Annotated in this window: 26 protein-coding genes; 18 read left to right on the forward strand and 8 right to left on the reverse strand. The window is 72.6% G+C overall.

All coding sequences use genetic code 11. The annotated features are described in order from the left end of the window. Window positions 1–6 precede the first annotated feature (6 nt). Window positions 7–513 (forward strand): MarR family winged helix-turn-helix transcriptional regulator, encoded by a 507-nt coding sequence (locus tag ACIGWZ_RS32165; protein ID WP_400070245.1) that lies wholly within the window; start codon window positions 7–9, stop codon window positions 511–513. A gap of 30 nt (window positions 514–543) precedes the next feature. On the opposite strand, the gene ACIGWZ_RS32170 is transcribed toward ACIGWZ_RS32165, so the two are convergent. Then, window positions 544–885: a hypothetical protein gene (locus ACIGWZ_RS32170; RefSeq protein ID WP_400070246.1), complete on the reverse strand. Its 342-nt coding sequence runs from the start codon at window positions 883–885 to the stop codon at window positions 544–546. Between the two features lie 213 nt (window positions 886–1,098). Beyond that, the gene (locus ACIGWZ_RS32175; protein WP_400070468.1) at window positions 1,099–2,196 is read right to left on the reverse strand and encodes a WD40/YVTN/BNR-like repeat-containing protein; all 1,098 of its coding nucleotides are present in this window, start codon (window positions 2,194–2,196) and stop codon (window positions 1,099–1,101) included. A gap of 477 nt (window positions 2,197–2,673) precedes the next feature. On the opposite strand from ACIGWZ_RS32175, the gene ACIGWZ_RS32180 reads away from it, so the two are divergent. Further along, window positions 2,674–3,087, forward strand: a complete 414-nt coding sequence (locus ACIGWZ_RS32180) for an SsgA family sporulation/cell division regulator (RefSeq protein ID WP_400070247.1) — start codon at window positions 2,674–2,676, stop codon at window positions 3,085–3,087. Between the two features lie 113 nt (window positions 3,088–3,200). Here the strand turns inward: ACIGWZ_RS32180 and ACIGWZ_RS32185 are convergent, their stop codons facing one another. Next, window positions 3,201–3,869 (reverse strand): TetR/AcrR family transcriptional regulator, encoded by a 669-nt coding sequence (locus ACIGWZ_RS32185; protein WP_400070248.1) that lies wholly within the window; start codon window positions 3,867–3,869, stop codon window positions 3,201–3,203. A 128-nt stretch (window positions 3,870–3,997) separates the two neighbouring features. On the opposite strand from ACIGWZ_RS32185, the gene ACIGWZ_RS32190 reads away from it, so the two are divergent. Beyond that, window positions 3,998–4,516 (forward strand): PH domain-containing protein, encoded by a 519-nt coding sequence (locus ACIGWZ_RS32190; RefSeq protein ID WP_400070249.1) that lies wholly within the window; start codon window positions 3,998–4,000, stop codon window positions 4,514–4,516. Then, window positions 4,513–6,057, forward strand: a complete 1,545-nt coding sequence (locus tag ACIGWZ_RS32195) for a PH domain-containing protein (RefSeq protein WP_400070250.1) — start codon at window positions 4,513–4,515, stop codon at window positions 6,055–6,057. Before ACIGWZ_RS32190 ends, ACIGWZ_RS32195 begins: the two co-directional genes overlap by 4 nt. A 1-nt stretch (window position 6,058) precedes the next feature. Here the strand turns inward: ACIGWZ_RS32195 and ACIGWZ_RS32200 are convergent, their stop codons facing one another. Then, complete coding sequence (locus ACIGWZ_RS32200) at window positions 6,059–6,973, reverse strand: NADP-dependent oxidoreductase (protein ID WP_400070251.1); 915 nt, start codon at window positions 6,971–6,973, stop codon at window positions 6,059–6,061. A gap of 148 nt (window positions 6,974–7,121) precedes the next feature. Between ACIGWZ_RS32200 and ACIGWZ_RS32205 the strand changes: the two genes are divergently transcribed. Both ACIGWZ_RS32205 and ACIGWZ_RS32210 read left to right on the forward strand, forming a co-directional pair. After that, a complete protein-coding gene (locus ACIGWZ_RS32205; protein WP_400070252.1) occupies window positions 7,122–8,387 on the forward strand; it encodes a LuxR C-terminal-related transcriptional regulator in 1,266 nt (421 codons plus the stop codon). Window positions 8,388–8,581: 194 nt separating this feature from the next. Further along, on the forward strand, window positions 8,582–8,995 hold the full coding sequence (locus ACIGWZ_RS32210) for an SsgA family sporulation/cell division regulator (RefSeq protein WP_400070253.1): 414 nt from the start codon (window positions 8,582–8,584) through the stop codon (window positions 8,993–8,995). Window positions 8,996–9,040: 45 nt separating this feature from the next. On the opposite strand, the gene ACIGWZ_RS32215 is transcribed toward ACIGWZ_RS32210, so the two are convergent. Further along, a complete protein-coding gene (locus ACIGWZ_RS32215; RefSeq protein ID WP_400070254.1) occupies window positions 9,041–9,820 on the reverse strand; it encodes a polysaccharide deacetylase family protein in 780 nt (259 codons plus the stop codon). A 148-nt stretch (window positions 9,821–9,968) separates the two neighbouring features. Here ACIGWZ_RS32215 and ACIGWZ_RS32220 point away from each other — a divergent pair, with 148 nt between their 5' ends. From ACIGWZ_RS32220 to ACIGWZ_RS32235, 4 genes are all read left to right on the forward strand, one after another. Next, window positions 9,969–10,676: a response regulator gene (locus ACIGWZ_RS32220; RefSeq protein ID WP_400070255.1), complete on the forward strand. Its 708-nt coding sequence runs from the start codon at window positions 9,969–9,971 to the stop codon at window positions 10,674–10,676. Then, window positions 10,673–12,205: an ATP-binding protein gene (locus tag ACIGWZ_RS32225; RefSeq protein WP_400070256.1), complete on the forward strand. Its 1,533-nt coding sequence runs from the start codon at window positions 10,673–10,675 to the stop codon at window positions 12,203–12,205. The genes ACIGWZ_RS32220 and ACIGWZ_RS32225 overlap by 4 nt, the downstream gene beginning before the upstream one ends. After that, window positions 12,202–12,807, forward strand: coding sequence for a hypothetical protein (locus ACIGWZ_RS32230; protein ID WP_400070257.1), 606 nt, complete (start codon window positions 12,202–12,204; stop codon window positions 12,805–12,807). The genes ACIGWZ_RS32225 and ACIGWZ_RS32230 overlap by 4 nt, the downstream gene beginning before the upstream one ends. Before the next feature lie 107 nt (window positions 12,808–12,914). Next, window positions 12,915–13,316 carry a DUF1992 domain-containing protein gene (locus ACIGWZ_RS32235; protein WP_400070258.1) on the forward strand — a complete coding sequence of 134 codons (402 nt, stop codon included), beginning with the start codon at window positions 12,915–12,917 and terminating at the stop codon, window positions 13,314–13,316. A 72-nt stretch (window positions 13,317–13,388) separates the two neighbouring features. Here ACIGWZ_RS32235 and ACIGWZ_RS32240 read toward each other — a convergent pair whose 3' ends face one another. Next, the gene (locus tag ACIGWZ_RS32240; RefSeq protein WP_400070259.1) at window positions 13,389–14,660 is read right to left on the reverse strand and encodes a DUF4185 domain-containing protein; all 1,272 of its coding nucleotides are present in this window, start codon (window positions 14,658–14,660) and stop codon (window positions 13,389–13,391) included. A gap of 236 nt (window positions 14,661–14,896) precedes the next feature. Here ACIGWZ_RS32240 and ACIGWZ_RS32245 point away from each other — a divergent pair, with 236 nt between their 5' ends. The 5 genes from ACIGWZ_RS32245 (at window position 14,897) to ACIGWZ_RS32265 (ending at window position 21,377) form a co-directional block, all read left to right on the forward strand. Then, complete coding sequence (locus ACIGWZ_RS32245) at window positions 14,897–16,777, forward strand: methylmalonyl-CoA mutase family protein (RefSeq protein ID WP_400070260.1); 1,881 nt, start codon at window positions 14,897–14,899, stop codon at window positions 16,775–16,777. Then, window positions 16,777–18,999, forward strand: a complete 2,223-nt coding sequence (gene scpA / locus ACIGWZ_RS32250; RefSeq protein ID WP_400070261.1) for a methylmalonyl-CoA mutase — start codon at window positions 16,777–16,779, stop codon at window positions 18,997–18,999. Before ACIGWZ_RS32245 ends, scpA begins: the two co-directional genes overlap by 1 nt. A 10-nt stretch (window positions 19,000–19,009) precedes the next feature. Beyond that, the gene (meaB, locus tag ACIGWZ_RS32255) at window positions 19,010–20,035 is read left to right on the forward strand and encodes a methylmalonyl Co-A mutase-associated GTPase MeaB (RefSeq protein ID WP_400070262.1); all 1,026 of its coding nucleotides are present in this window, start codon (window positions 19,010–19,012) and stop codon (window positions 20,033–20,035) included. Window positions 20,036–20,197: 162 nt separating this feature from the next. Next, complete coding sequence (locus ACIGWZ_RS32260; protein ID WP_400070263.1) at window positions 20,198–20,668, forward strand: hypothetical protein; 471 nt, start codon at window positions 20,198–20,200, stop codon at window positions 20,666–20,668. 427 nt (window positions 20,669–21,095) lie between these two features. After that, entirely contained in the window at window positions 21,096–21,377 is a 282-nt protein-coding gene (locus tag ACIGWZ_RS32265) for a DUF6355 family natural product biosynthesis protein (RefSeq protein WP_400070264.1), read from the forward strand. A 185-nt stretch (window positions 21,378–21,562) separates the two neighbouring features. Here the strand turns inward: ACIGWZ_RS32265 and ACIGWZ_RS32270 are convergent, their stop codons facing one another. Further along, window positions 21,563–22,267: a hypothetical protein gene (locus ACIGWZ_RS32270; protein ID WP_400070265.1), complete on the reverse strand. Its 705-nt coding sequence runs from the start codon at window positions 22,265–22,267 to the stop codon at window positions 21,563–21,565. A 432-nt stretch (window positions 22,268–22,699) separates the two neighbouring features. Between ACIGWZ_RS32270 and ACIGWZ_RS32275 the strand changes: the two genes are divergently transcribed. Further along, the gene (locus ACIGWZ_RS32275) at window positions 22,700–23,320 is read left to right on the forward strand and encodes a hypothetical protein (RefSeq protein WP_400070266.1); all 621 of its coding nucleotides are present in this window, start codon (window positions 22,700–22,702) and stop codon (window positions 23,318–23,320) included. 212 nt (window positions 23,321–23,532) lie between these two features. Here the strand turns inward: ACIGWZ_RS32275 and ACIGWZ_RS32280 are convergent, their stop codons facing one another. Continuing rightward, on the reverse strand, window positions 23,533–24,018 hold the full coding sequence (locus ACIGWZ_RS32280) for an ATP-binding protein (protein WP_400070267.1): 486 nt from the start codon (window positions 24,016–24,018) through the stop codon (window positions 23,533–23,535). A 196-nt stretch (window positions 24,019–24,214) separates the two neighbouring features. On the opposite strand from ACIGWZ_RS32280, the gene ACIGWZ_RS32285 reads away from it, so the two are divergent. Beyond that, window positions 24,215–24,457 (forward strand): DUF397 domain-containing protein, encoded by a 243-nt coding sequence (locus ACIGWZ_RS32285; protein WP_400070268.1) that lies wholly within the window; start codon window positions 24,215–24,217, stop codon window positions 24,455–24,457. A 100-nt stretch (window positions 24,458–24,557) separates the two neighbouring features. After that, a complete protein-coding gene (locus ACIGWZ_RS32290) occupies window positions 24,558–25,466 on the forward strand; it encodes a helix-turn-helix domain-containing protein (protein WP_400070269.1) in 909 nt (302 codons plus the stop codon). Window positions 25,467–25,478: the final 12 nt, after the last annotated feature.

Consider the following 25,478-nt stretch of genomic DNA (forward strand, 5'->3'; position numbering starts at 1 on the left):
GCGCGGGTGGCCGAGGACATCGTCGCGGGGGTGCTGCGCCAGTGGCAGCAGGTGCACCCCGGGCTGGACACCGGCCCGATGGCGGTGATCGGGCGGCTGAACCGGTGCTCCGCACTGTTGCAGCAGGCCGCCGACGCCCCGCTGCGGCGGGCCGGGCTGACCCGGCCCGAGTTCGACATCCTCGGCACGCTGCGGCGGATGGACCGCGAGCTGACCCCCGGCCGGATCGCGCGCGAGACGTTCGCCTCCGGGGCCGCGGTCACCAAACGCGTACGGCAGCTGGAGGAGCGCGGCCTGATCGCCCGCCGCCCCGACGACCGGGACCGCCGCGTCACCCATCTCTCCCTCACCGACGAGGGGCGCGAGACCATCGACCGGCTGCTGCCCGAACAGCTGCGGTACGAGGCGGCGTTGCTGGCCGGCATCGGCGACGAGCGGCAGGAGGAACTCTCCGCGGGGCTGGGCGAGTTGCTGGTGGTGCTGGAGGGGCGGCTCGGCAGCCTGCTGGAGTGACGGTTCCCGGCCTGGGGACGAACGGGCGGATCAGGCGGACCCGTCGGCCGGCTCCGCCGGGACCGGCTCGTCGTTCCAGCGGAACCACGCCGCGTCGTCCTCGATGTGCAGCAGGAACTCGGCCACCGGCCGCCCGTTCGGGGCCACCAGCCGTACGCCGTCGGAGGCCCGGCTGTAGGCGTCTTCCCAGGCCGTCACGTCGTCGTCGATCGTCTCGACGAGCTCCAGCTCACGGGCGAAGTGGGGCCGCAGTTCCGGATAGCCCGGGCCGGGCACGAACCGGCCGTTCAGCCAGGGGAAGTCGGCCTCCATGATCGTGATCTCCCCGACCACGTCCGTCCCCCGCTCCACCCGCCACACTTTGCCGATCATCGGCATTGCCGCCTCCCCTTGGTCGTGCCGGTGACACGCGCGGCGCGCCCCGCCGACGGCGCGGGGGCGCGCAGGACGCGTGACGGTCGGACGACAGGATCTCAGACCGGGTGAGAGCGGGCGGGCGGTTTGGGCGGGAGGCGGTCGTTGCGGTGGTGGCGCGGGCCGAGCGGACGCGGGGCCGACAGCGCCGGTCGGCAGCGGAAATCCCGGTCACGGCTCCAGGCGTGCGACGCGGCCCTGTTCGCCCGCCGCCCAGCAGGCCCGGTCCGGGGCGCAGTCGACGGTGTCGTACGAGCCCGTGTCGAAGGTGGACCAGGTGCGGCCGCCGTCGGTGGTCAGATCACTGCCGGACGGGCCGACGGCCAGGGCGACATGCCGGGAGTACGGGAGCCAGGCGGCGCCCGAGCGGTAGTTCTTCGGGGGCGTGGTGGACGGGGTCCAGGTGGCGCCGCCGTCGGCGCTGACTGCGGCGGCGCGGGGAGAGGGCTGGTCGGGGCGGTAGTCGCCGCCGACGGCGAGGCCGTGCGCACGGTCGCGGAAGGCGAGGGCGAAGACGCCGCGGGCCGGGTCGCCCGCCGGGATGGGGGCGTCGGCGGCCGTCCACGTGTGGCCGCGGTCGGTGGTGTGCAGGACCCGGGCGTGGGCGGCGCCGCCGGTGGCGATCCAGGCGTCACGGCGGCCCGCGGAGACCAGGCACTGGCCGCTGGCGGCGAACGCGGCTTCGCCTTTCTGCGCCGGAGGCATACCGCCGGACGGCAGTACGTGCCAGCTGTGGCCGCCGTCTCGGGTGGAGAGGATGCGGTAGGTGCCGTCGACGGGATCGCTGAGCGCGAGGCCGTGGCGGCGGTCGAAGAAGGTGAGGCAGTCGTAGAAGGCCCGGGGGTCGGGGTTGCGGAAGCTTTCGGTCCAGGTGGCGCCGGCGTCGTCGGTGCGCAGGACGCGGGAAGCCGTACCCTCGCCGATCGCGAGGACGACGGCGTGGCGGGCGTCGAGCACCTCGATGTCACGGAACTCCAGGGCTTCGGCGCCGGGCGGTGAGACATCGCTCCAGTGCTTGCCGCCGTCGCGGGTGCGCAGCACGGTGCCGTTGGTGCCCGCGACCCAGGCGGTCGTGCGGCTGACGGCCGCCAGGCCACGGAAGCGGGCGGCGGCGTCGGCGTCGTGACGGGCGGTGGAGTGCGTGTCCTGGTGGGCGGTGGTGGGCTTGAGGCTCCAGTGCCAGCGGGGTGCCGGAGCGCTGCTGCGGGGCTGCGATGCGGTCGCCGGGCCGGCTGCCATCGCGGCGAGCGCCGCCACGCCGGCCGTCATCGCGGCGAGGGCCCGCACCGCCACCCCGCAGCGGGAGACCCGCACCCCGCGTCTCCCCTGCAACTGACGCCCTGGACACCGCATTTGCCCCACCCGTCCCTTCCGGCCCGCACGGCCCCCATCGCGCTGGAAGCTAGCCCAGCGTGCCGGGCCCGTCCAGACCGCCGGTGCGTCCTGGGACACCGCCGGGATCGGCAGTTGCCGCAGTGGCGGGGCAGGCCGGTGCAGGCGGGGCGGGCGCGCAACTCCACCCGTCCCGCCGGGATGCACTGGGGCAAGGGCGGCGTGGCCCAGCGATTCACATAGGTTCGGACCTTCGCGGCAATGCTTGCATTTCGCATGCGTAAAGAGGGCATATCCTCGCATTCGAAGAGTGGTGACGCAGGTCACGCAGGAATGCGATGCACGGTCGAGATGACACGCGCGTCCTAGTCGTTGTACAGGCAAGGAACCGCACCGAACGTAAGGGAGCCGGCGATGTCCACCGTCATCGAGCAAGCCGTTCAGGCCCGTCTCATCGCGACCGCACCGCAGTCGCGGGTGATTCCGGCAGCCCTTCGCTACGACCGCACCGATCCCTACGCGGTGCACCTGGTCTTTCCGCCCGCCGCCTCGCTGGACGGCGCCGAGGTCGTGTGGACCTTCGGGCGCGATCTGCTGGCGGAGGGGCTGCGGCGGACCGCCGGGGCGGGGGATGTGCACATCTGGCCGTGCGGCATCGACGGCGTCGTGGTGGAGTTCCATACGGCCGGCGGGATGGCGTTGGTGCAGTTCGAGGCGCGGGATCTGCGGCTGTTTCTGATCCGGTCGTACGCGGTCGTCGACAAGGGCGACGAGGCGCGGCATCTGGATGTCGACGCCGATCTCGCCGCCCTGTTGCGCGAGGCGTAGGACGCGAGGCGCAGAAGAAGCGGAAGGGGCCCGGCGCCTCCCTCGACGCGGCGTCGCGCCCGATCGGCACAGGATGCGGAAGCCGCCGGGGCGGGCGGGCAGATGCCGGGCGGTCAGCGGTCGGCCGGCCGCTCCTCGCCGCCGAAGAGGTTGGCCAGTTGCAGGTCCATCAGGCGCATCGCCCGCTCGGGACCGTGCACGTCCAGAAGGACGTAGGTGGAGAGGCCGTCGGCCAGGCTGATCAGCAGCATGGCTTCGTCCTCGGTAGCCCGGTCGGGCCGGAGTTCACCGCGTTCCGCAGCGCGCCGCAGCTGGTCGGCGAAGAAGGCGCGGAGCTGGGGGATGCCTTCCTTGGCCTCGGCACGCAGGGCCTCGTCGTGCACGGCACGCTGGAAGTACGCCGCGCCGACCAGCGTCCCGATGCGGCTCTTCTCGTCCAGCGGCAGCATCCCGGACAGGCAGGCGCGCAGCACCTCGCGCGGTGACGGCTCCCCGGGCAGGGCCGCGATGCGTTCGCGGATCCGGCGGTCGGCGAGGCGGTTGATGTGCTGGAGGGCGAAGGCGAGCATCTCGTCCTTGGTGCGGAAGTAGTGCTGCAGCCGGCCGAGCGAGATATCGGCCTCGGCGGCGACATCGCGCAGGCTCACGCCGTCCAGACCCCGGGCGCTCGCGAGCCGCCACAGCGCCTCGGAGATCTCCTGACGCCTGGCTTCGTGGTCCACCTTCTTGGGCATGGACGGCTTCCCTTCCCTTCGCAGGTCGTCCTGCTGGTCGTCCCGCATGTCGTCTCATTTGCCGACTCGCTCGTCGGCGGCGGCGTCCGTCGTCTCCGCGCGCGCTTTTACAAGTCGCTTGTACCGTTATAACGTAACGCTACTCAATACAGCTGACTTGGAAACGGTGACCTTGCATGCCCGAGCACACCGCCCCGCTCCTGCGCCCACCCCGCCATCGCGTCGATCCCCGGGCCCGCCGCTGGTGGACCGTGCAGGCGCTGCTCACGCTCAGCGGTCCGATGCTGCTCACCGCGCTCGTCATGGCGGCGCTCAGCGCGCTGTTCTTCCCGGGCGCGCTGCCGTGGCTGGGCCCGTTGCTGCTGGTCGTGCTCGTGCTGCCCGCCCTCGGCTATCTCACGCTGATGCCGCGGTGGCGGTATGCGGTGCACGCGTGGGAGCTGGGCGAGCGCGCGGTGTACGCGGCGGGCGGCTGGTTCTGGCAGAAGCGGCGGATCGCGCCGCTGTCGCGGGTGCAGACGGTGGACACCGTGCGCGGCCCCATACAGCGGCGGTACGGGCTGGCGACGGTGACCGTCACCACCGCGTCCACCGCGGGCGACATCAAGATCGCGGGACTGTCGGACGCGGACGCCGAGGAGCTCTCGCGGCGGATCGGCGAGGCGGCGCAGGACGTACCGGGGGATGCCGCATGACCGGCCGCTCCCACACCCGGACCCACACCTCTGCCCACGCGGTCCGCTGGCAGCGCCTCGACCCCCGTACGCTGCTGGTGCACTGCGGCTGGATGGCGGCGCCGCTCGGTTCGCTGGCGTTGACGGCGCTGGCCACCGGGGGCCGGATCACCACCGGCGCGTGGCGCACCCTCCTCGTCATCGCCGCGTCCTTCGCCGTCGTCACCGCGATCGGTCTGATCCGCTGGGCGCGTACGGACTTCCGCGTGACCGACGACAGCTTCGAGGTGCGCAGCGGGCTGCTGACCCGGCGGCTGCGCAGCGTGCCGTTGCACCGCATCCGTACCGTCGATCTGACCGCGAGCCCGCTCCACCGGCTGCTGGGCGTCACCGTGCTGCGGGCCGGTACGGCCGGCTCCGGGGACGGCGGCAGCGAGCTGTCGCTGGAGGCGCTCAAGGTCTCCGAAGCGGACCGGCTGCGCGCGCAGTTGATGGCCCGCGCAGGCGCCGGGACGAGCGCCGAGGACCCGGTGCTGGCCCGCATCAACTGGCGCTGGCTGCGCTATGCCCCGCTCACTTTCTGGGTCGTCGGCGGCGTGTTCGTGGCGGTCGGATCCGTCTACCGCGTGCTGGACGGCATCGGGATCGAGGCCTGGAGAATCGGCTTCGTCCAGCGGGCGTTCACCGAATTCGGCGCGAGCATGCTGTGGCTGACGATCCCGGCCGCGCTGCTCGCCGTCCTGGCCCTCGGCTCGGTCGGCGCGGTCGTCCTCTACGTCGAGAACTGGTGGAGCTACCGCCTGGAGTGGGCCGACGCACGCACCCTGCGGGTGCGCCGGGGGCTGTTCACCACCCGCTCCGTCACCATCGAACGGGCCCGGCTGAGGGGTGTGCTGGTACGGGAACCGTTGCTGCTGCGGGCCGGCGGCGGCGCACTGGTCCGCGCGGTGGCGGGCGGCCTCGGCAACCGCGAGGAGAACCGCAGTCGCAGCGGACTGCTGCCGCCCGCGCCCCGCCGGGAGGCGCTGCGGGTGGCCGGCGGCGCCCTGCGGTCCCCGTTCCCCGCCACGGAGTTGACGCCGCACCCCCGGGTCGCCCTGCGCCGCCGGCGGGTGCGCGGCCTGATCTTCGCGGTGCTGCCCGGTACGGCCGTACTCGCCGGCCTCGGGGCCGCGTTCACGCCCGTGCTGCTGCACTGCGCCTGGATCTACGCGGTGGTCGGCACGGCCGCGGTGCTGTGGCTGGCACGGGACGCGTACCGCAGTCTGGGCCACGGCATACACGGCCGGTACCTGGTCGTCCGCTCGGGCACCTTCAGCCGCGACACCCTCGCCCTGCAGCGCGAGGCGATAGCCGCCTGGACGTTCTCGACCTCACCGTTCACCCGGCGGGCGGGGCTGGTCACGCTGACCGCGGCGGTCGCGGCGGGCGAGGACGGCTATCGCCTCCCCGACCTCGCCGCCGACGACGCCGCGGCCCTCGCCGCGTCGGCGGCCCCGGGAATCCTGGAGGAGTTCCTGGTGCATCCCGGGGCCCCACGTACCGCGGCGAGGGAGCGGTAGCTCAGATCTCGATGATGAGCTTGCCGCGGACATGCCCCGCCTCGCTCAACTCCTGCGCCTTGGCGGCCTCGGCGAGCGAGAAGGTCTCGGCGACCGGGACGGTCAGCCGGCCCTCGACGGCCAGGCGGGCCTGCGCGGCGAGCCCCGCACGGACCACCTCCGGCGGCGTGCCGCCCGCCGAGAACGGCACCCCGTGATCGGCGGCATTCGGATCGGCGATGGTGACGATGCGGTCGGTGGTGCCGCCCCGCAGCTCGATCGACACCGGCAGTGCGTCATGGCCGGCCGCGTCGAAGACCGCGTCGATCCCCTGCGGGGCGGCCTCCCGTACGCGGTCGGCGAGGCCCTCGCCGTACGCCACGGGGACGGCGCCCAGCGCCCGCAGGAAGTCGTGGTTGGCCGGGGAGGCGGTGCCGATCACGGTGGCGCCCAGGGCCACCGCGAGCTGCACGGCCACCTGGCCGACCGCGCCCGCCGCGGCGTGCAGGAGCAGCGTCTCGCCGCTCTTCAGGCCGAGCTCGTCCAGGACGCGCTGAGCGGTCTCACCGGCGACGGGCAGCGTCGCGGCGGCCGCGAAGGAGAGCTCGGCGGGCTTGCGGACGATGTCGCCCGCGAGGGCGTACTCCGCGTACGCCCCCGTCCTGGTCCAGCCGAAGACCTCGTCGCCGACGGCGAACTCGGTGACGCCGTCGCCGAGCGCGTCCACGACCCCGGCGAACTCCAGGCCCGGCACGGCGGGGAACGTCGTCGGATAGAACTCCTCGACCCACCCGTAACGCCGCTTGTAGTCCAGGGGGTTGATGCCGACCGTGACCACCTTCACCCGCACCTCGCCCGGCGCGGGTGCCGGCTTGTCGGTGTGCCCGTAGGTGAGCACCTCTGGGCCGCCGAATTCGTTGTAGATGATCGCGCGCATGGCGGTCTCCCCGTTCGATGTGGTGGAAGCGGTGGGTTGTTGACACAAGCCTGGCCGGTGGCACGGGGTGCAACGGCCAGCCATCGGAACAGTCCTACCTGGCCAAAAGGCCAGCTTCCGCCCCGGGCCGCCGATTAGGCTGCCTCGTATGGAGTTGACCGGATCCGGATCGATACCCGCCCTGACCGCCGCCTACGAGGTGATCAGCCAGCCGCTGGGCGAGATCCTGCCCCGGCTCTCCTCGGTCCTGGCCGAGCCGATCCCGCACCTGGCGGCGGCGGAACTGTCCACGCACTGCGCGCATTCGCCGTTCAAAACGCACGGCGACCCGGCAATCGTCGACCGGCTCACCACCGCCGACCTGGCGCCGCTGCTCGCCTCGGGTAGGCCCGGCCGGCCGTGGCAGGGCGTCCTCGACCTCGCCGGGGCCGAGCGGCCGGTGCTCGCGGTGACGAGCCATGCGACGCCGCGGGGCGCCGTTCTGCTGCTCGTACGGAAGGCGGCCGCCGCGCCGGCCGCTGAGCCGGCGCTCGCCCTCGTACAGGCGCTGTGGGACGTGGTGACCAGCCACTTCGATCGGCTGGCGATCGAGGCGATGCCCGGGGCGCTGGCCCGTTCGCGGACCGCCGCCGGGACCCGGGCCCGGGTGATCGCCGAGCTGGGCGAGGGGTACTCCGCCGCGCTCACCGCACTGCTGGGGGTGCTGCGCAGCCGGAACCTCGACGATGCGGCGGCCCGCGCCACCGCCACGGATCTGGCCGTCTCCGCGCTGGTGGCACTGCGCGCGGACGCGGAGCGGGACCAGGAGCTCGCCGAGGAACCGGCCGGGCAGGCATTCGCCCGGCTCGCCGACTCGCTGCGGCCGCTGGTGCGCTACAGCCCCGTACGGCTCGAGCTGGCCGCGCCGGACTCCCCGCGGACGCTGCCCGCCGATGTGGCGCACACGGCGCGGGCGACGGTCCGGGCGGTGCTGCTGAAGGTGCTGGAGCAGAAGGAGGTGAGCCGGGTGCACATCGGCTGGGGCATCGCCGACGGCGAACTGCGCGCGACGGTACGCGACGACGGGCCCGGCACGCTCACCCCGTGCGCCCTCTCCCCCGGCCTGCTGAGGGACCGGCTCGACGTGCTGAACGGACGGCTGGACGTCGATGCGGTGCCCGGGTGGGGGTCCACGGTCTCCGCGACGATCCCGCTGAGCGCCTCCCAGGATCCGGTGCCCGATCCGCTGACCGCCCTGGGTGAACGGGAGTTGCAGGTGCTGGCCCGGCTCGCGCTCGGCCACCGCAACCGGATGATCGCGGAGGAACTGCACATCAGCCAGTCGACGGTGAAGTTCCATGTGGCGAACATCCTGACCAAGCTGGGGGTGGAGTCACGGGGCGAGGCGGCGGCGCTGTTCCACACGGCGGCGTAGGCGCCCCGGCCGTTCCGCGGGCCGTCCGGGCGGCGGCCCGCCTCGCACCCCCGCGCGCAAGGTGACACAGATCACACAGGCAGTTCCCTCTGTCACGTGCACGGCGAGCGCCGCCCCGCCGTCCTACAGGACGAACTGAACGAGCCATGTCCAGGCCCGCATCCGAGGCCGACAGCCGTGAGGGAGCAGCCGCGATGCCCAGCGTCATCGACCATGCCGTGCAGGTCCGCCTCATCGCGACCGCCCCCGGCCCGCACGCGGTGCCCGCCGTGCTGCAGTACCGGCCCGCCGACCCGCTCGCCGTAAGGATGTCCTTCCCGCCGGAGATCTCGCTGGACGGTTCCGCGGTGGACTGGGCGTTCGCCCGCGAGCTGCTGGACGAGGGGCTGCGCGGGCCCGCCGGGCGGGGCGACGTGCGGATACGGCCGTACGGCCCGGACCGGACGGTGATGGAGTTCCACGCGGACGAGGGCGTCGCCATGGTGCAGATGAAGACCGCGGAGCTCCGGCTGTTCCTGGAGCGCTCGTACGCGGCCGTGCCCGCCGGCCAGGAGCAGACGCAGCGCGCCGTCGAGCGCGGCCTGACGGAGCTGTTCGGGGCGGCCTGAGCCACCGAGGATCCGGGGCGGCCCGCGCCGCCCCGGGCGGCCCGGCTATCGCTGCGGGAACCCGAACCCGTAGCCCTGCTGCGCCATCCACGGCAGCAGCCGGTCCAGCGACTCGACGGTCCTGGCGCGGTTGCCGCCGCCGTCGTGGAAGAGCACCGTCGGCCCGTTGGAGAGCTCGCCGCGCACCGTCGACTCGATCGCCTCCACGCTGCCGCTCTCGAAGTCCTTGCTGTCGACGTTCCAGCCCAGCGGGCGCATGCCGTGGTCGGCGGCGAGCTGACGGCTGTAGGGGGTGAAGGCGCCGCCAGGGGCGCGGTAGTACTCCACCACGGCGCCGCCCGCCGCCTTCTCGATCATCTTCTGGGCGCCGAGGATCTCCTGCGACTGGTAGCTCTGCGGGCGATGGTCCATGCCGGTGTTGTGGGTGATGGTGTGGTTGCAGAGCTTGTGCCCGGCGGCCACCACCTGCTTGACGATGTCCGGGTGGGCCGCGGCCTGCGGGCCGATCATGCAGAAGGTGGCCTTGACGCCGTGCTTCTTGAGGACCTCCAGCACCTTCGGGGTCCAGACCGGGTCCGGGCCGTCGTCGATGGTGATGTTGAGGCTGCGGCCGGGGCGGTCCGAGGCGTGCACGATCGACGACTTCACCGGCGCGGTCCGGGCCCCCTGCCGGCCGTCCTTGCCTCCCGAGTCGACGGTATCTGCGCTGGCCTTTACGGTGGCACCGGGCTGAGCGAACGCGAGAATCCCCGCAACGGACAGTGACACGGCCGCCGCCGCGACCACTCCTATGATCCCGCCCTGGATGCCGAAGCGCCGTGCCATGTGAACCCCGTCCCTCACCCGATGCCCGTGTGCGTACCGCGGCCGCGGTGCCGCCGCACGCGCCGCCTTGCACCAGGACAGATGCAGGGGAGGGCGGACAGGCTGCTCCTGTTACGGATCCATCATGAAACTTATTGATACTGGACCCATGCCACGTGTACTTCTGATCGAGGACGACGCCGCCGTACGGGACGGAGTGACCCTCGCACTACGGCGGCGCGGCCACGAGGTGGCGGCCGCGGCCAGCGGCGAAGAAGGCCTCGATGTGCTGCCCGGCTTCCGTCCGGACATCGTCCTGCTGGACTTGATGCTGCCCGGCAAGGACGGCTTCGAGGTGTGCCGGCTGATCCGCGCCGACCGGCAGCTGCCGATCATCATGCTCACCGCCCGCGGCGACGATCTGGACGTGGTGCTCGGGCTGGAGGCCGGTGCGGACGACTACATCGTCAAGCCCGCCCGGGGCGAGGTCCTCGAGGCGCGGATCCGTGCGGTGCTGCGCCGCACCGCATTGCCCGCCAACGGCGAAGCGGCCGGTACGGAACCGGGCCCGGCGCCCGTCGAGACGTACGGGGCGCTGGCCATCGACCGGGCCGGTCTGGTGGTCGGCAAGGGCGGCCAGGATCTGGCGCTGGCCCCCTCGGAGATGAAGTTGCTGCTGTTCCTGTCGGCCACCCCGGGGCAGGTCTTCAGCCGCCAGCAGCTGCTGGAGCACGTGTGGGAGCACAGCTACCACGGCGATGCCCGGCTGGTCGACGCGTGTGTGATGCGGCTGCGGACGAAGATAGAGGACACCCCGCGCAGCCCCCGTTACGTCCAGACCGTGCGCGGCTTCGGCTACCGCTTCGGGCCGCTGTGAGCCGCCTGGGCCGTCTGCTGCCCACCCGTCTTGTGCCCACCCGGCTGCGCGGGCTGCGCGCCCGGCTCGTCGTCGCGTTCGTGCTGGTGGCGGCCGTGAGCGCGCTGACCACCGCGAGTCTGACGTACCGCGAGGCCCGTAACGCCATCCTCCAGCGCTCCCAGGACATCGCCGTCAACGACCTGCGGGCGCAGATCAATTCGCTGGCACCGGAGCTCCCGGTGCCGCCGTCCCAGTCGGACCTGGACTTCTTCCGGGTCCAGCTGGAGCGCTCGGGCACCTCCCGGGACTGGGACATCTCGGTGCACTACAACGGCGTCCCGGACAGCGAGGACAGCACGCTGCAGGGCGGCGTGACGGTTCCGGCCGGCCTGCGGGACTCGGTGGAGAAGCGGCATGTGCCGGTCTTCCAGCGCATCGACCGCAGCGGCGATCCCTGGCTGCTGATCGGCATGCCGGTACGGCAGTCCGACGGCAACGCCTCCGCCCTGACCATCTACGCCCAGCTGCCGCTCAGCGCCGAGGAGGCCAATGTCGAGGCGCTGGTGGACGCGGCCCGGGGCGGCGCGCTGCCGGTGCTCGCGCTGGCCGTGATCCCGGCGCTGCTCGCCGCGCGCGGGGTGCTGCGTCCCGTACGGCGGCTGCGGCAGGCCGCCGGGCGGCTCGCCGAGGGCAAGCTGGACACCCGGCTGGAGGTGAAGGGCACCGACGAACTCTCCGACCTCTCCATGACGTTCAACGACATGGCGGCGGAGCTGGAGCAGAACGTCGCGGAGCTGCGCCGGCTGGAGGCCAATTCCCGGCGGTTCGCCGCCGATGTCTCGCACGAGCTGCGGACGCCGCTGGCGGCGATGACCGCGGTCACCGACGTCCTCGACGAGGACGCCGAGTCCCTCGACCCCGACACCGCCTCCGCGGTCCGGCTGATCAGCCAGGAGACCGGGAAGCTGGCGCGGATGGTGGAGGACCTGATGGAGGTCTCGCGGTTCGATGCGGGGGCCGCGGCGCTGCATCCGGACGAGGTGGACGTCGCCGAGACCATCCGTAAGACGCTGCAGGCCAGGGCCTGGCAGCGGCGGGTGACGGCCGAGCTGCCGGAGGACGTACGGGCCCGGCTCGACCCGCGGCGGCTGGATGTGGTGGTCGCCAACCTCGTGGGCAACGCCCTGCATCACGGCGGCGAGCCGGTGCGGGTGGTGCTGCACGCACCGGAGCCGGGCGACGACCGGCTGCTGATCGAGATCGCCGACAGCGGGCCCGGCATCGACCCCGAGGTGCTGCCGCATGTCTTCGACCGCTTCTACAAGGCCGACTCGGCGCGCGCCCGGTCGGAGGGCAGCGGCCTGGGCCTGGCCATCGCGCTGGAGAACGTACGGCTGCACGGCGGCACCCTGCGCGCCGCCAACTGCCCCGAAGGCGGCGCGGTCTTCACCGTGGAACTGCCGCTGCGACGGGCCGCGGAGCACACCGCCGCGGACGACGGCCGGGACGCCGACGGTCCCGGGGCCGGGAAAGAGGACGACGCATGAACGCCCTGACCACCGTGCTCGGCGCGCGGACCCGGCGGATCCTGGCGGGCGGCCTCGGCGCCGGCCTGCTGGCCGGTGCACTGGCCGGTGCGCTGAGCGCCTGCGGGATCGCCCCCACGGATGTGATCGACGCCGGGGAGCCCGCCACCGGCGTGAAGTCCCCCGGCCAGCCCGCCGCCGATGTCCAGCTGTTCTTCTACGGCCCGAACGGACTGCGCTCCGCGACCCGCCCCGCCAAGGCACCGGTCGATCCCCAGAACGCGATCGCGATGCTGATGGAGGGCCCGAACCACGCCGAGCGGCAACGCGGCCTCTCCAGCGTGCTGCCGAAGTTCCCCGGCCGGCTGCTCGCCACCACCGGGCGGGGCAGGGTCGCCCTCACGCTGCCGATGAACGCGAAGCTGCTGGACTCCGCTTCGCTGAACCAGCTGGTGTGTACGGCGGCCAACGCCCGCGTCCCCGGGGACAAGCCGCCGGGCGAGGTGACCGTCACGGTCGTGGGCGAGGGCGTCCGCGTCGGCCCCATGGTCTGCGGCGGCAACAACGCCTTCCCGGTGGTCCAGCCGAGCCCGAACACCACCACGCCGCGGCCCTCGGACTGAGGGCCCACGCCGCGGGGCGGGCGCGTTAGTGTGAAGACAGGCCCCCGCGTGAGCCGCGGCGGAGCCGCCAGGACCGGACGGCCCCACACCCCCCGGGAGACGTAGCGATGACCGAGCGCAAGCCCCCAGGTGTCCCCTTCGAGAGCTGGGTGGACAAGCAGATCCGCGAGGCCACCGAGCGCGGCGACTTCGCACGCCTGGCCGGCGCGGGCAAGCCGCTGCCCCACCTGGATCAGCCGTACGACGAGCTGTGGTGGATCAAGGAGAAGATGCGCCGCGAGGACCTCTCGTATCTGCCGCCGTCGCTGGTGCTGCGCAAGGAGGCCGAGGACGCGCTGGAGGCGGCGTCCAACGCCCCCACCGAGGCGGCCCTGCGCCGCATTCTGACGGCCGTCAACGAACGGATCCGCGAAGCCCTGCGTACACCGCTGGAAGGCCCGCCGCTCCGGGTGACGCCCTTCGACATCGACGAGGCGGCCCGTAACTGGCGGGAGAAGAAGCGGAGTTGAGTTCGCGGAGGTGAGTTCGCGGAGGTGAGTTCCCTCACCGTCGCGAAGGTGAGTTCGCGGCGTTGAGTTCCCTCACCGCGTGACCGGCGCCAGCCGCACCCGCAGGAACCGCGGCCGGTAGAGCGCCACGTTCCCGTTGACATGCGGGTCGGCCGGCCCCGGGCCGAGCCGGTTGACGTCGTAGCTGAGCAGCAGCCGTCCGGACGCGGTGAATTCGGGATGCGCCTGGGGGTTGTAGGCGGCCACGTACTGCGGATCGGTGTCGGCCGGGCGGGGCGGGGTGAGGCGGCCGGCCGGGCCGTGCCAGGGGCCGCGGGGCGAGCAGGACCAGTAGCCGGTGATCGTCCGCATCCCCGCCGTGCCGCCGCCCCCGGTGTCCATGGTGAACAGCACCCAGGTCCGGCCGTCGCGGACGACGCTGAAGGCGCTGCCGACGCCGCGCCGCCCGCCCGCGCGCAGCACCGGCGCGGTCCGCCCGGCCCGCCGCTGCCAGCGGGCGCCGTCCCAGAACCGCCAGTGGGCGCGATCGGCGAGCCGCCCCACCGGGACGCGGGCGAGATAGGCGCTGGACGCCGGTGACGACGGCGGGTCGTCGCCGCCGAAGACATACGTCCAGGGGCCGTCGGTGACCGTCGCGGTCCCGTACAGAACCCGTCGCCCCGGGTCCGCGACGGACGTTCGGCCGACGGTCTCCGTGATGCCCTCCAGCCGCAGACCGGGCAGCGAGAGCGTGGCGACCTCGGTGGCGCGCGGCACGCCGAAGATCCATGGACCGGTTCCGGGGGCGCGGTTCCACAGCAGCACGCGGACGACCTTCTCCCGGGCGCCCGGCGTACGGGGCTCCACGCTCGCGTGCACCGGCCAGCGCCAGCCGCCGCCCGGCGGGTCCGGGAAGAGGGGGCCGGGGTCGGCCGCGGTGCCGCCGGTCAGGGTGCGCTCCGGCCGGCCCGAACGGGACGTCACGACGGCGGAGTTGTGGCGGAGGTAGGGGATGCCGCCGCGGTCGGCGGTCCGCCAGCGGTAGGGCTGCCCCTGGGGGTTGGGCGGCGGCTGCACCCGGTCCAGGAAGGTGTCGGAGAAGAGCCAGAGGCTTCGGCCGTCGGGGAGGCGCACGGAGTGGGTGCCGTCGCCGCCGGTCCAGTCGTCGACGCGGCTGTTGTCGTCCCCGTAGCGGGCGAATGCGGCGGTGTGTCCGGTATCGGCGGACCAGGAGGCGATCCGGCGGCCGGTGCAGGCGGCGCTGCCGTCCGGGGCGGCGGGCCGCGGCAGGAGCCACAGGAGCAGGGCGGCGGTCAGGAGCAGCACGGCGGCGATCGCGGTGCGGGTGAGCGGCAGCCTGGACATCTCGCTCCTCTGGGGGTCCCCCCGCTCCTCAAGAGCTTGGGGAGGGTGCCGCGCCCACGGTACAGAACGGGACGATCACCGCCCGGCACCTGCGCCCCACCGGCCCCGCCCGACGCGATGACGGCCCGCCGTCCGCGAGATGTCGACCCGAATACGGACAAACGCCAGGCCAAAGAGTGCAAGGTCACAGCGGGAGACCCTGCTCCGGCTAACGGTCGTTCGCCTAGCCTGCTGCCATGACCGCCGAGTCCCCCGAACTCCCCCTGGCCGCCGCATTCCCGGACGTGGACCGAGAGCAGTGGCAGCGCCTCGTCGAAGGCGTGCTGCGCAAATCGGGCGTCACAGAAGCCGCCGGTGCCGCCGCCGAGGACGCGCTCGCCACCGACCTCCAGGACGGCATCCGCATCCGCCCGCTGTACACCGCCGAGGACGCGTCGGCCGCCGCCGGCCACCCCGGTTTCCCGCCCTTCGTACGGGCCGGCCGCCCCGAGGGCACGGCCGTCGCCGGGTGGGACGTACGCCAGCGCCATGCCTATACCGATCCCGAGCGCGCCAACGAATCCGTCCTCGCCGACCTCGAGAACGGTGTCACCTCGCTGTGGCTGATCGTCGGGGACGGCGGGATCCCGGTGGCCGGGCTGCCGCAGGCGCTCAACGGCGTCTATCTGGATCTGGCCGCCGTGGTCCTGGACCCCGGCGCCGACTTCACCGGTGCCGCCGAGGAACTGCTGCGGCTGTACGAAGCCTCCGGGGTGCCGCTGTCCGAGGCGTCCGGCAACCTGGGTGCCGACCCGCTCGGCCTGCTGGCCCGTACGGGCGACGACGGCCCGCTGCGCGTCCAGTTGGCGGCGGCCGCCCGGCTGGCGGAGCGCTGCACCGCCGACACGCCCAAGCTGCGGGCGCTGGCCGTGGACGCGCTGCCGTACCACGAGGCGGGCGGCTCCACCGCCGAGGAACTGGGCGCCTCACTGGCCACCGGCGTCGCCTACCTGCGGGAGCTGACGGCGGCCGGTCTCGGCATCGACGACGCCTGCCGGCAGCTGGAGTTCCGCTACGCCGCGACCGCCGACCAGTTCCTGACCATCGCCAAGCTGCGCGCCGCCCGCCGCCTGTGGGCGCGGGTCGCCGAGGTCTGCGGGGCCTCGCCGGACGCGGCCGCGCAGCGCCAGCACGCGGTCACCTCCACGGTGATGATGACCCGTCGCGATCCGTGGGTGAACATGCTGCGCACCACGGTCGCCGGGCTGTCCGCCGGCGTGGGCGGCGCGGACGCGGTGACGGTGCTGCCGTTCGACGCGGCGCTGGGCCTGCCCGATGCGTTCGCCCGCCGGATCGCCCGCAACACCCAGTCCGTCCTGCTGGAGGAGTCGCACCTGTCCAAGGTGATCGACCCCGCGGGCGGCTCCTGGTACGTGGAGCGGCTCACCGACGAACTGGCGCAGGCCGCCTGGGCGTTCTTCCAGGAGATCGAGGCCGCAGGCGGTCAGGCCGCGGCGCTGCGCTCCGGGATGCTCGCCGAGCGGCTGGCGGGGACGTGGGAGCGGCGCTCGCGCGAGCTGGCGCACCGCCGCGAACCGATCACCGGCGTCAGCGAGTTCCCGCATCTGGCCGAGCCGCCCGTGCATCGCGAGCCGGCCCCCGCGCCGTTGGGCGGCGGAGGGCTGCCGCGGGTCCGCAGGGATGACGCGTACGAGCGGCTGCGGTCGCGCTCCGACGCGCACCTGGCGGCCACCGGGGAGCGGCCGAAGGTCTTCCTGGCGGCGCTGGGCCCGGTCGCGGCGCACACCGCGCGGGTGACCTTCGCCGCCAACCTCTTCCAGGCGGGCGGCATCGAGACCGTCCAGGAGGCGGTGGATGCGGAGTCGGCCGCCGAGGCGTTCGCCCGCAGCGGCGCGGGGATCGCCTGCCTGTGTGCGAGCGATGCGGTCTACGGCGAGCAGGCGGCGGCCGTGGCGGCCGCCCTCAAGACCGCCGGGGCGCGGCAGGCTCACCTGGCGGGCAAGCCCGGCGAGCGCCGGGAAGAATTCGTAACGGCCGGTGTGGACTCCTTCGTCTTCACGGGCTGCGACGCGGTCGAGGTGCTGTCCTCGGCCCTGGATGTCATGGAGGTGGCGTGATGAACGACGCTACGCAACGCCTGGGCGCCATCCCGGACTTCAGCACCGTCGAGCTGGGCACGCCCGATGCCGCGGCCGACGCCGCCGGGTGGGCCGACGCCGTCCAGCAGGCCACCGGCAAGGGCGTCGAGGACCTGACCTGGGAGACCCCGGAGGGCATCGACGTCAAGCCGCTGTACACCGAGGCGGACCTGGACGGCCTGGACTTCCTGGGCACGTACCCGGGCATCACGCCGTACCTGCGCGGTCCGTACCCCACCATGTACGTCAACCAGCCCTGGACGATCCGCCAGTACGCCGGTTTCTCCACCGCCGAGGAGTCCAACGCCTTCTACCGGCGCAACCTCGCCGCCGGCCAGAAGGGCCTGTCGGTCGCCTTCGACCTGCCCACGCACCGCGGCTACGACAGCGACCACCCCCGCGTCACCGGCGACGTCGGCATGGCGGGCGTCGCCATCGACTCGATCTACGACATGCGGCAGCTCTTCGAAGGCATCCCGCTGGACAAGATGACCGTGTCGATGACGATGAACGGCGCGGTGCTGCCCGTACTCGCCCTCTACATCGTGGCCGCCGAGGAACAGGGCGTACCGCCCGAGAAGCTGGCCGGGACCATTCAGAACGACATCCTCAAGGAGTTCATGGTCCGCAACACCTACATCTATCCGCCGCAGCCCTCGATGCGGATCATCTCCGACATCTTCGCGTACACCTCGCAGAAGATGCCGCGCTACAACTCCATCTCCATCTCCGGCTACCACATCCAGGAGGCGGGCGCGACGGCCGACCTGGAGCTGGCGTACACCCTCGCCGACGGGGTGGAGTATCTGCGCGCGGGCATGGCCGCCGGCATGGACGTGGACACCTTCGCTCCTCGCCTCTCCTTCTTCTGGGCGATCGGCATGAACTTCTTCATGGAGATCGCCAAGCTCCGTGCGGCCCGGCTGCTGTGGGCGCGGCTGGTCCAGAAGTTCGACCCGAAGAACCCCAAGTCCCTTTCGCTGCGCACCCATTCGCAGACCTCGGGCTGGTCGCTGACCGCGCAGGACGTCTTCAACAACGTCACTCGCACCTGCGTGGAGGCGATGGCGGCGACGCAGGGCCACACCCAGTCCCTGCACACCAACGCCCTCGACGAGGCGCTCGCCCTGCCCACCGACTTCTCCGCCCGGATCGCGCGCAACACCCAGCTCTTCCTCCAGCAGGAGTCGGGCACCTGCCGGGTCATCGACCCCTGGGGCGGCAGCGCGTACGTGGAGAAGCTCACGCACGATCTGGCGCGGCGGGCCTGGCAGCACATCGAGGAGGTCGAGGCGGCCGGCGGCATGGCCAAGGCCATCGACGCGGGCATCCCCAAGCTGCGCGTGGAGGAGGCCGCGGCCCGTACGCAGGCGCGGATCGACTCGGGGCGGCAGGCGTTGATCGGCGTCAACAAGTATCGCGTCGAGACGGACGAGGAGATCGAGGTCCTCAAGGTCGACAACTCCTCGGTGCGCGCCCAGCAGGTCGAGAAGCTGAAGCGGCTGCGCGCGGAGCGCGACGAGGCCGCTTGCCAGGACGCCCTGCGGGCGCTGACGGAGGCCGCAAAGTCCGGTCCCGGAGCGGGACTTGAGGGCAACCTCCTCGCGCTGGCGGTGAACGCGGCGCGCGCGATGGCGACCGTCGGCGAGATCTCCGACGCCCTGGAGGCCGTCTACGGACGCCACTCGGGCCAGATCCGTACCATCTCCGGTGTGTACCGAGACGAAGCGGGCCCGACCTCCGGTGTCGAGCGGACCCGAAACCTGGTGGCGGCATTCGAGCGTGCCGAGGGACGCCGGCCGCGCATCCTGGTGGCCAAGATGGGCCAGGACGGCCATGACCGCGGCCAGAAGGTGATCGCCACGGGCTTTGCCGACCTGGGCTTCGACGTCGATGTCGGCCCGCTGTTCCAGACTCCGGGGGAGGTCGCCCGCCAGGCGGTGGAGGCGGACGTGCACATCGTCGGGGTGTCGTCCCTGGCCGCGGGCCACCTCACGCTGGTGCCCGCGCTGCGCGAGGCGCTGGCCGCCGAGGACCGGGAGGACATCACGATCGTGGTGGGCGGGGTGATCCCGCCGCAGGACGTCCAGCCGCTGCGTGACATGGGCGCGGCCGCGGTCTTCCTGCCCGGCACGGTCATTCCCGATGCCGCCCACGACCTGGTGAAGGACCTGGCGCGGGTCCTCGGCCACGAGCTCTGATCGGGGGGTCATGCCTGCGACGATCGATGTCGAACGGTACGCCGAGGGGGTACGGGCGGGCTCCAGGGCCTGGATCGCCCGCGCCGTCACCCTGGTCGAATCCACCCGCGCCGACCACCGCACGGCGGCCCAGCAGCTGCTCGTCCGGCTGCTGCCGTACTCCGGTGCGGCCCGGCGGGTGGGCATCAGCGGGGTGCCGGGCGTCGGCAAGTCGACCTTCATCGACGCCCTCGGCACGCTGCTGACCGGTTTGGGACACCGGGTGGCGGTGCTCGCCGTCGACCCGTCCTCCAGCCGCACCGGCGGCTCCATCCTGGGTGACAAGACCCGGATGGAGCGGCTGGCGACGGACCCCGCGGCATTCGTCCGCCCCTCCCCCACGTCCGGCACGCTGGGCGGGGTGGCGCGGGCGACCCGCGAGTCCATCGTCGTCATGGAGGCGGCCGGCTACGACGTCGTGCTGGTGGAGACGGTCGGCGTCGGCCAGTCCGAGACCGCCGTGGCCAATATGGTCGACACCTTCCTGCTGCTGACCCTGGCCCGCACCGGCGACCAGCTCCAGGGCATCAAGAAGGGCGTTCTGGAGCTGGCGGACCTGGTGTCCGTCAACAAGGCGGACGGTCCGCACGAACGGGACGCCCGCTCCGCGGCCCGCGAACTGGCCGGCGCGCTACGGCTGCTGCAGCCACCGGACGCCGCCTGGACCCCGCCCGTACTCACCTGCAGCGCCCGCGAGGGCACCGGCCTGAAGGCGGTCTGGGAGCGGATCGAGCAGCACCGCACCCTGCTGGACTCCACCGGTGCCCTGGCCGAGCGCCGCCGCGCCCAGCAGGTCGACTGGACCTGGTCGATGGTGCGCGAACGGCTCATCGACCGCCTCCAGGAACACCCGGAGGTGCGCCGCCTCGGGCCCGGCATCGAGCACGAGGTGCGCGAGGGCACGATCACCGCGACGCTGGCCGCCGAGCGGCTGCTGGACGCGTTCGGTCTCCCGGACGGCCGGCAGGGCACCGGGCCCGGCCCGCGCGAGCCGTAGGGCTCATCCGTCGGGCCGCCGCCCGCGCCCGGTCCGTACGCCCGTATGCAGGGCAGGTAACAACCGTCGAGGGGCGGCTGTTACCTGCCCGACGGGCCGAGGAGCGGCGTCGGCCGTAGCTTCTGAAGCGACGACCGACCCCCACGAACCGGAGCGAGAGCCATGAACCGCACCCCGAGCACGACCCGGCGCAGGAAGACGGCCGCGGGAGCCGCCGCCCTGGCCGGCGCCGCCGTCCTCGGCACGTTCGCCACCGCGCAGGCGGCAGCCGCCGTCCCCGCCCACTCCGCCGCCACCCCCTACGTCATGAACCACTACGGCGAGGAGCACGCCGACAAGGGCCACGCCGAGCGCAGCCCCCAGCACCTGGTGCTCTCCGAATTCACCTCGGCCCATGGCGTCCACTGGAAGCAGTGGAGCGCGAGGAGGGCGGTCGGTACCGGAACCGTCACCGGCACCTGGTGCCTGGACACCTGCGCCGACAAGCCGCTGAAGGCGACCGTCACCCTCTCGGCCCCCAGGACCGTGCACGGCAAGAGGGTCTTCTCCGCCTTCACCCTGAAGCTCGCCGGGCAGCCCGGGCGGTACGTTTCCCAGGACCTGCACGGCAGGCGTCCGCTCGCCACCGGCTGAAGCGCAAGCCGCCGATTCCCGGCGAACGGGTCCACGGCCGTGACCGCCGCCCTCGTGTCGGCGCCGACGGCCGTGGGCACCAGCGGCTGCGGCGGCCCCGAACGGCCGCACATCGAGGGCCCGGCGCCGGGGTGGCTCACGGAACCACCCGACCGGCGGCGCCCGGACCACGCTCGGCCTGCCACCTGCACTGTCGGCCCGACACCTGAACGGCCGCCCGACGCCCTCGCGATGCGCCGTGCCCTGGATCATGTGCGCGCCCGTGCTCCCCGGGCAAGGGGAACACGTGTGAGTGGTCGATGGCCGGCAGAATCGTTTCGGCGAAATGTCGCCCTTTACTGTGATCCGCGTCGAGACCCACGACCCTGGCCAACGCCCCGTACCCCAGTGCCAGTTGGCCAAGGAGCCTTCACAGGAGGAGCTGCCCATGCGTGTCCGCCGCCTCATCCCGACCGTCCTGGCCACCATCTTGATGAGCGCCACCGCCGGAGTCGCCACCGCCACACCGGCGGCCGCCGCCCCCTGCGGTTTCTACGAAACCGGCTCCGACGCCTTCTACAACCACTGCACCTCCGACGGCTCGCACGTCGTCATCAAGGTCAAAGTGGCCTGGCAGGCCGACTACGAGCGGTGCGTCGGCCCCGGCAGGTCGTGGCTCGGCTCCGCACGCAAGATTCAGGGCGCGCACTACGTAGGCCGCACCTGCTGATCGCCGTCGCCGACCGCGCCGGACCCGGCGAGGTCCACCTCCTTGGACAGCGGACGGGCCGGTGCCCCGCGTAGTCCGGGGCGCAGCGGGGTCCCGGGGCGGTCGGCTGGGTGCCGTACGGCCGACATCCGCGACCTGCACCGGGTCCACACGCTCACCTTGCGCCCAACCGGCGTTGCGCGATCTCAGTTGTCCGTGCCGTCGCCGGGGACGGCTTCGCTGGGGGCGGTGTGCCAGTTGGTGACGATGGGCTTGTCGACGGTGACGGGGCCGGTGGAGACGCTCGCCGGGTTCGGGTCGGACGTGCCGATGGCCGCGATGAGGAACGTGAACTGGGTGCCGCCGTTGTCCTTGGTGGTCTTGGGGTTGACCCCGGCGTAGACCGTCGTGGAGCCGCTGAGCTTGATCGCCGGGCCGACCGCCTGCTCGGCGTTGGTCGCCTCGATGCCCTTGGAGCCGAACGAGACCGAGGGCAGTCCGCTGGGAATCGTGCAGGTGATTCCGGGCTTGGCGCGGGCGGAGAGCAGGATGTAGCCGCCCGCCTGGCTCTCGGAACGCGCCGAGAACTTCAGATCGTTCGCCCCGCAGGCCTGCCCGTAACCCTTCTTGTCGCCGGACGGGGCCGACCCGCCGCCCGACGAGGACGAACCGCCCTTCGCCGGCGCGCTCCCGTTCGAAGGCGAACCGGTCGACTTGCCGCCGCCGGAGGCGCCCTGGGGTGCATCGCTCGCCGACGGGGCGGTGGCCTTGGCGGACGCCGCGGCGTCGTCGGTGGAGGCCGACCCACTACCGTCGGCCGGGCCGCAGGCCGTGACGGTCGCCGCGAGCGCCGCACCGGCAGCCGCGGTGAGCGCAGCGCGTCGAATACGAGCGATATGGGTGCGGTTCACGGTTGCTCCTCGTTTCGTTCAGGGACAGCGGGGACCGGGCCGCATGCCCACCGCCCCTTTGTCGGATGTCCCCATCCTCACGTGCCCCGCTACCGACCCGCTGTTGTTTCGTTCACGCGCGACTAACGCCCGCTCAGGAAGCACCGTCATGGAGGGGCGCACCGCCGAAGAGTCTCCGGCTCAGGTCACTGGTTCTCGACGTCCTCCAGGTTCTCCATGAGCCAGGCCTCGGTCTGGAGGAGCCTCGGACACGGCCGTACGGGGGTGCGGTCTCCATGACGTACGGCGGCGGCTCCGTCCGTGATCCGACGGAGGGTGCTCGGCCGGGGTACTCACCCGGACAGGTGAGTAGCCGCACTCATGACGCCCCCGGGTCCGGGCCCGAGTATGTCGGTGACGCACCCGCCGATCGGGTCTGGGGGACCTCGTGTCATGGGCAGACACGCACGACAGGGGTTGCCGCGCGCCTTCACCGCCGCGCGCGATCCGCTCGGCGGCCCGTCCGGTGTGCATGCCGTGGCCCGGCGGCCGATGGCCCGTCGCCACCGTCCCGCGGAGATCGCCGGAGCGCCCTCGGTGAGTTCCGCGGCTCCCGCGGCACGCCGTAGGGACAGGAGCGGCGGGGGAACGCTGACCACGTTCGTCGCGGCTGTTCCGGTACGGACGGCCGATCCGACCAACTCTTCTCTGGGGGCCACCATCCATCCGCAGGACGTCGCACACGGACTGTACGCAGGAAATCCGCTGGCCGGACTGATCGAGGGGTTCTGTCTGGCACTGGACGCGGGCGGTGAGCTGGAGGCCCGGCCGGTCGTCCATGTCCAGCTGCGGCGCGGGGTGACGTTGTCGGCCGTGAAGGCGGACCGGCTGGCCAAGGCCTGCCAGTACGGCGTGCTACGCCAACTCGCCGCTGCCGGCCGGGACTTCGACGAGTCGGTCGAGGAGGACCCCTCGACCGCCGAGATCGCCATCGCGCTGCACGCCTACGGCACCGGCCCGTTCGCCGACACGTCGACCATCAGGAACCACTATCTTCTCCGCGGCGAGGCCTGACGTGCGTGGTGCGGACTTCTCCCGCCGGACGTCGCCGAGTGCGTCCAGGACGCGTGGCACCTGGCACGCAAGAGCGGTGCCGTAACGTCGGGCCGGACGGTACGGCGCTGCTGGTCGAAGCGCGGCCGCCCGCGCGGCCGCCCGCGCGGCCGCCCGCGCGGCCGCCCGGAAGCGGCGCAGGGAGATCGGATCCACGGGTTGCCGACGGGTCGTCAGCCGCGCCTCGGTACCGTCGCCCAGACGGTCTTGCCCAGCCGGTCGGGCGGCGTCCAGCCCCAGGAATCGCTCAGCAGGTCGACGATGTGCAGTCCACGCCCGGACTCGGCGAGCTCGTCGTGGGGGCGGACGACCGGCGCGCTGCTGGCGCCGTCCGAGACCGCACACAGCACGGTGGTCTCCTGCCGGGTCAGCGCGAGCCAGGCGGAGCAGACGTCGTCGGGATCGCCGTCGGCGGCGCCGTACCGCAGGGCGTTGGTGACGAGTTCGGAGACGACCGTCGCGGCGTCCTCGGCGATGCCGGGGCACATCTGCCAGCCCTCGAGAGTCGTCCGGGTGAAGCGACGGGCCTCCGCCACGGTGCGCGCGGAGGGGCTGAGGGCGCAGGCGGCGAAGCCGTTGGGGCCGGGCATCCACCAAGTGTCGTCACACGTCTCCTCCCGCAGGGTGTGGTGCACGGTCTCGGCCGGATGTGTGGTCATCACGATCTCCGCGGAGGGCTTTTCGGGTCTGGGCGGGGAGTCCTCTGGAGAGCTAATATCCTCGTCGTCCGACCCCCGCTGCAAGTGCATCTGCAATTACATCGGTAAGGACGGTCGCTCAGGAGCTCGTTCACGCCAACCTGATCGCGAGCTCGGAACGGTAGGAGGCACGGCCTCCAGCAAGGGAGCAGCTGTTATGGAGTCAGTGACCAATGGCATGCCGGCGACCGGTATCGAAGGCGCCCAGTGGCGCAAGAGTCGCCGCAGCAATCCCAGCGGCAACTGCGTTGAGCTGGCGGTTCTTTCGGACGGCGGGGTCGCGGTGCGCAACTCCCGGTTCGCCTCGGGCCCGGCGCTGATCTACACCCACGACGAGATGGCGGCCTTCGTCCAGGGCGCCAAGGACGGCGACTTCGACGATCTGATCGGTCGCGGCTGACGTCACTGGCGCATATGTCGGCCGGATAGTCGCCATGACTGTACGTCCGCACCGGCCGATGGGACACTGGGCGCTCGCCCGAACACTCAGGGGAGTCGACATGATCGCCGCGCAGCCGAGCAGCCAACCATCTCTGCGGCGCTATCTGGAGCACCCGCGGGGCGGTCCGACCGTCCTGCGGATCGTGCTGGGCACGCAGCTCCGGCGGCTGCGTGAGGCGGCGGGCATCACCCGGGAGGCCGCCGGGGACGCCATTCGCGGCTCCCATGCGAAGATCAGCCGCCTGGAACTCGGCCGGGTGAGCTGCAAGGAGCGGGACGTCGCGGATCTGCTGACGCTCTACGGCGTCACGGACGAGGCGGACCGCTCCGACTTCCTCAAGCTGGCAAGCCGGACCAGCTCTCCGGGCTGGTGGCATCAGTACGGCGATGTGCTGCCCAACTGGTTCGAGACGCACATCGGGCTGGAGGAGGCCGCGTCCGTCATCCGTACGTACGAGGTCCAGTTCGTGCCGGGTCTGCTGCAGACCAGGGACTACGCGCATGCGGTGGCCAAGCTCGGGCACCCGCGGGCCTCGGCGGAGGAGATCGAACGGCGGGTGGCGCTGCGCGTGCAGCGTCAGGAGCTGCTGACCCTGCCGGACGCGCCGCGGCTGTGGGCGGTGATCGACGAGGCATCGCTGCGCCGTCCGCTCGGCGGACCGGAGGTGATGGCGGCTCAGCTCCGGCATCTGCGGGCGGTGGCGGAGCTGCCGAACGTGACGCTGCAGGTCGCGCCGTTCAGTCTGGGCGGTCTGGCGGCGGCCGGGGGTCCGATCACGATCCTGCGGTTCCTGGAGCCGGATCTGCCGGACATCGTCTACCTGGAGCAGCTGACCAGCGCGCTCTACCTGGACAAGCGCGACGACGTCGACCACTACCTCGCCGTGATGGACCGGCTCAGCGCACAGTCCGAGTCGCCGCGGGACTCGCTGGCGATGCTGGACCGGCTGATGGAGCAGGGAAGCTGACGGCCCCTTAGG

The organism is Streptomyces sp. NPDC053427 (genome assembly GCF_044544985.1).
In the GTDB taxonomy this organism is placed as follows: domain Bacteria; phylum Actinomycetota; class Actinomycetes; order Streptomycetales; family Streptomycetaceae; genus Streptomyces.

Bases quoted from the DNA above. Each gene is read 5' to 3' on its own strand.
- ACIGWZ_RS32275 (WP_400070266.1), top strand. From the start codon at position 22,700: ATGGGCAGACACGCACGACAGGGGTTGCCGCGCGCCTTCACCGCCGCG.
- meaB (WP_400070262.1), top strand. From the start codon at position 19,010: ATGCCTGCGACGATCGATGTCGAACGGTACGCCGAGGGGGTACGGGCG.
- ACIGWZ_RS32185 (WP_400070248.1), bottom strand. From the start codon at position 3,869: ATGCGGGACGACCAGCAGGACGACCTGCGAAGGGAAGGGAAGCCGTCC.
- ACIGWZ_RS32260 (WP_400070263.1), top strand. From the start codon at position 20,198: ATGAACCGCACCCCGAGCACGACCCGGCGCAGGAAGACGGCCGCGGGA.
- ACIGWZ_RS32285 (WP_400070268.1), top strand. From the start codon at position 24,215: ATGGAGTCAGTGACCAATGGCATGCCGGCGACCGGTATCGAAGGCGCC.
- ACIGWZ_RS32265 (WP_400070264.1), top strand. From the start codon at position 21,096: ATGCGTGTCCGCCGCCTCATCCCGACCGTCCTGGCCACCATCTTGATG.
- ACIGWZ_RS32170 (WP_400070246.1), bottom strand. From the start codon at position 885: ATGATCGGCAAAGTGTGGCGGGTGGAGCGGGGGACGGACGTGGTCGGG.
- ACIGWZ_RS32205 (WP_400070252.1), top strand. From the start codon at position 7,122: ATGGAGTTGACCGGATCCGGATCGATACCCGCCCTGACCGCCGCCTAC.
- ACIGWZ_RS32190 (WP_400070249.1), top strand. From the start codon at position 3,998: ATGCCCGAGCACACCGCCCCGCTCCTGCGCCCACCCCGCCATCGCGTC.
- ACIGWZ_RS32195 (WP_400070250.1), top strand. From the start codon at position 4,513: ATGACCGGCCGCTCCCACACCCGGACCCACACCTCTGCCCACGCGGTC.
- ACIGWZ_RS32180 (WP_400070247.1), top strand. From the start codon at position 2,674: ATGTCCACCGTCATCGAGCAAGCCGTTCAGGCCCGTCTCATCGCGACC.
- ACIGWZ_RS32235 (WP_400070258.1), top strand. From the start codon at position 12,915: ATGACCGAGCGCAAGCCCCCAGGTGTCCCCTTCGAGAGCTGGGTGGAC.
- scpA (WP_400070261.1), top strand. From the start codon at position 16,777: ATGAACGACGCTACGCAACGCCTGGGCGCCATCCCGGACTTCAGCACC.
- ACIGWZ_RS32200 (WP_400070251.1), bottom strand. From the start codon at position 6,973: ATGCGCGCGATCATCTACAACGAATTCGGCGGCCCAGAGGTGCTCACC.
- ACIGWZ_RS32220 (WP_400070255.1), top strand. From the start codon at position 9,969: ATGCCACGTGTACTTCTGATCGAGGACGACGCCGCCGTACGGGACGGA.
- ACIGWZ_RS32280 (WP_400070267.1), bottom strand. From the start codon at position 24,018: ATGACCACACATCCGGCCGAGACCGTGCACCACACCCTGCGGGAGGAG.
- ACIGWZ_RS32175 (WP_400070468.1), bottom strand. From the start codon at position 2,196: ATGACGGCCGGCGTGGCGGCGCTCGCCGCGATGGCAGCCGGCCCGGCG.
- ACIGWZ_RS32210 (WP_400070253.1), top strand. From the start codon at position 8,582: ATGCCCAGCGTCATCGACCATGCCGTGCAGGTCCGCCTCATCGCGACC.
- ACIGWZ_RS32290 (WP_400070269.1), top strand. From the start codon at position 24,558: ATGATCGCCGCGCAGCCGAGCAGCCAACCATCTCTGCGGCGCTATCTG.
- ACIGWZ_RS32240 (WP_400070259.1), bottom strand. From the start codon at position 14,660: ATGTCCAGGCTGCCGCTCACCCGCACCGCGATCGCCGCCGTGCTGCTC.
- ACIGWZ_RS32245 (WP_400070260.1), top strand. From the start codon at position 14,897: ATGACCGCCGAGTCCCCCGAACTCCCCCTGGCCGCCGCATTCCCGGAC.
- ACIGWZ_RS32230 (WP_400070257.1), top strand. From the start codon at position 12,202: ATGAACGCCCTGACCACCGTGCTCGGCGCGCGGACCCGGCGGATCCTG.
- ACIGWZ_RS32215 (WP_400070254.1), bottom strand. From the start codon at position 9,820: ATGGCACGGCGCTTCGGCATCCAGGGCGGGATCATAGGAGTGGTCGCG.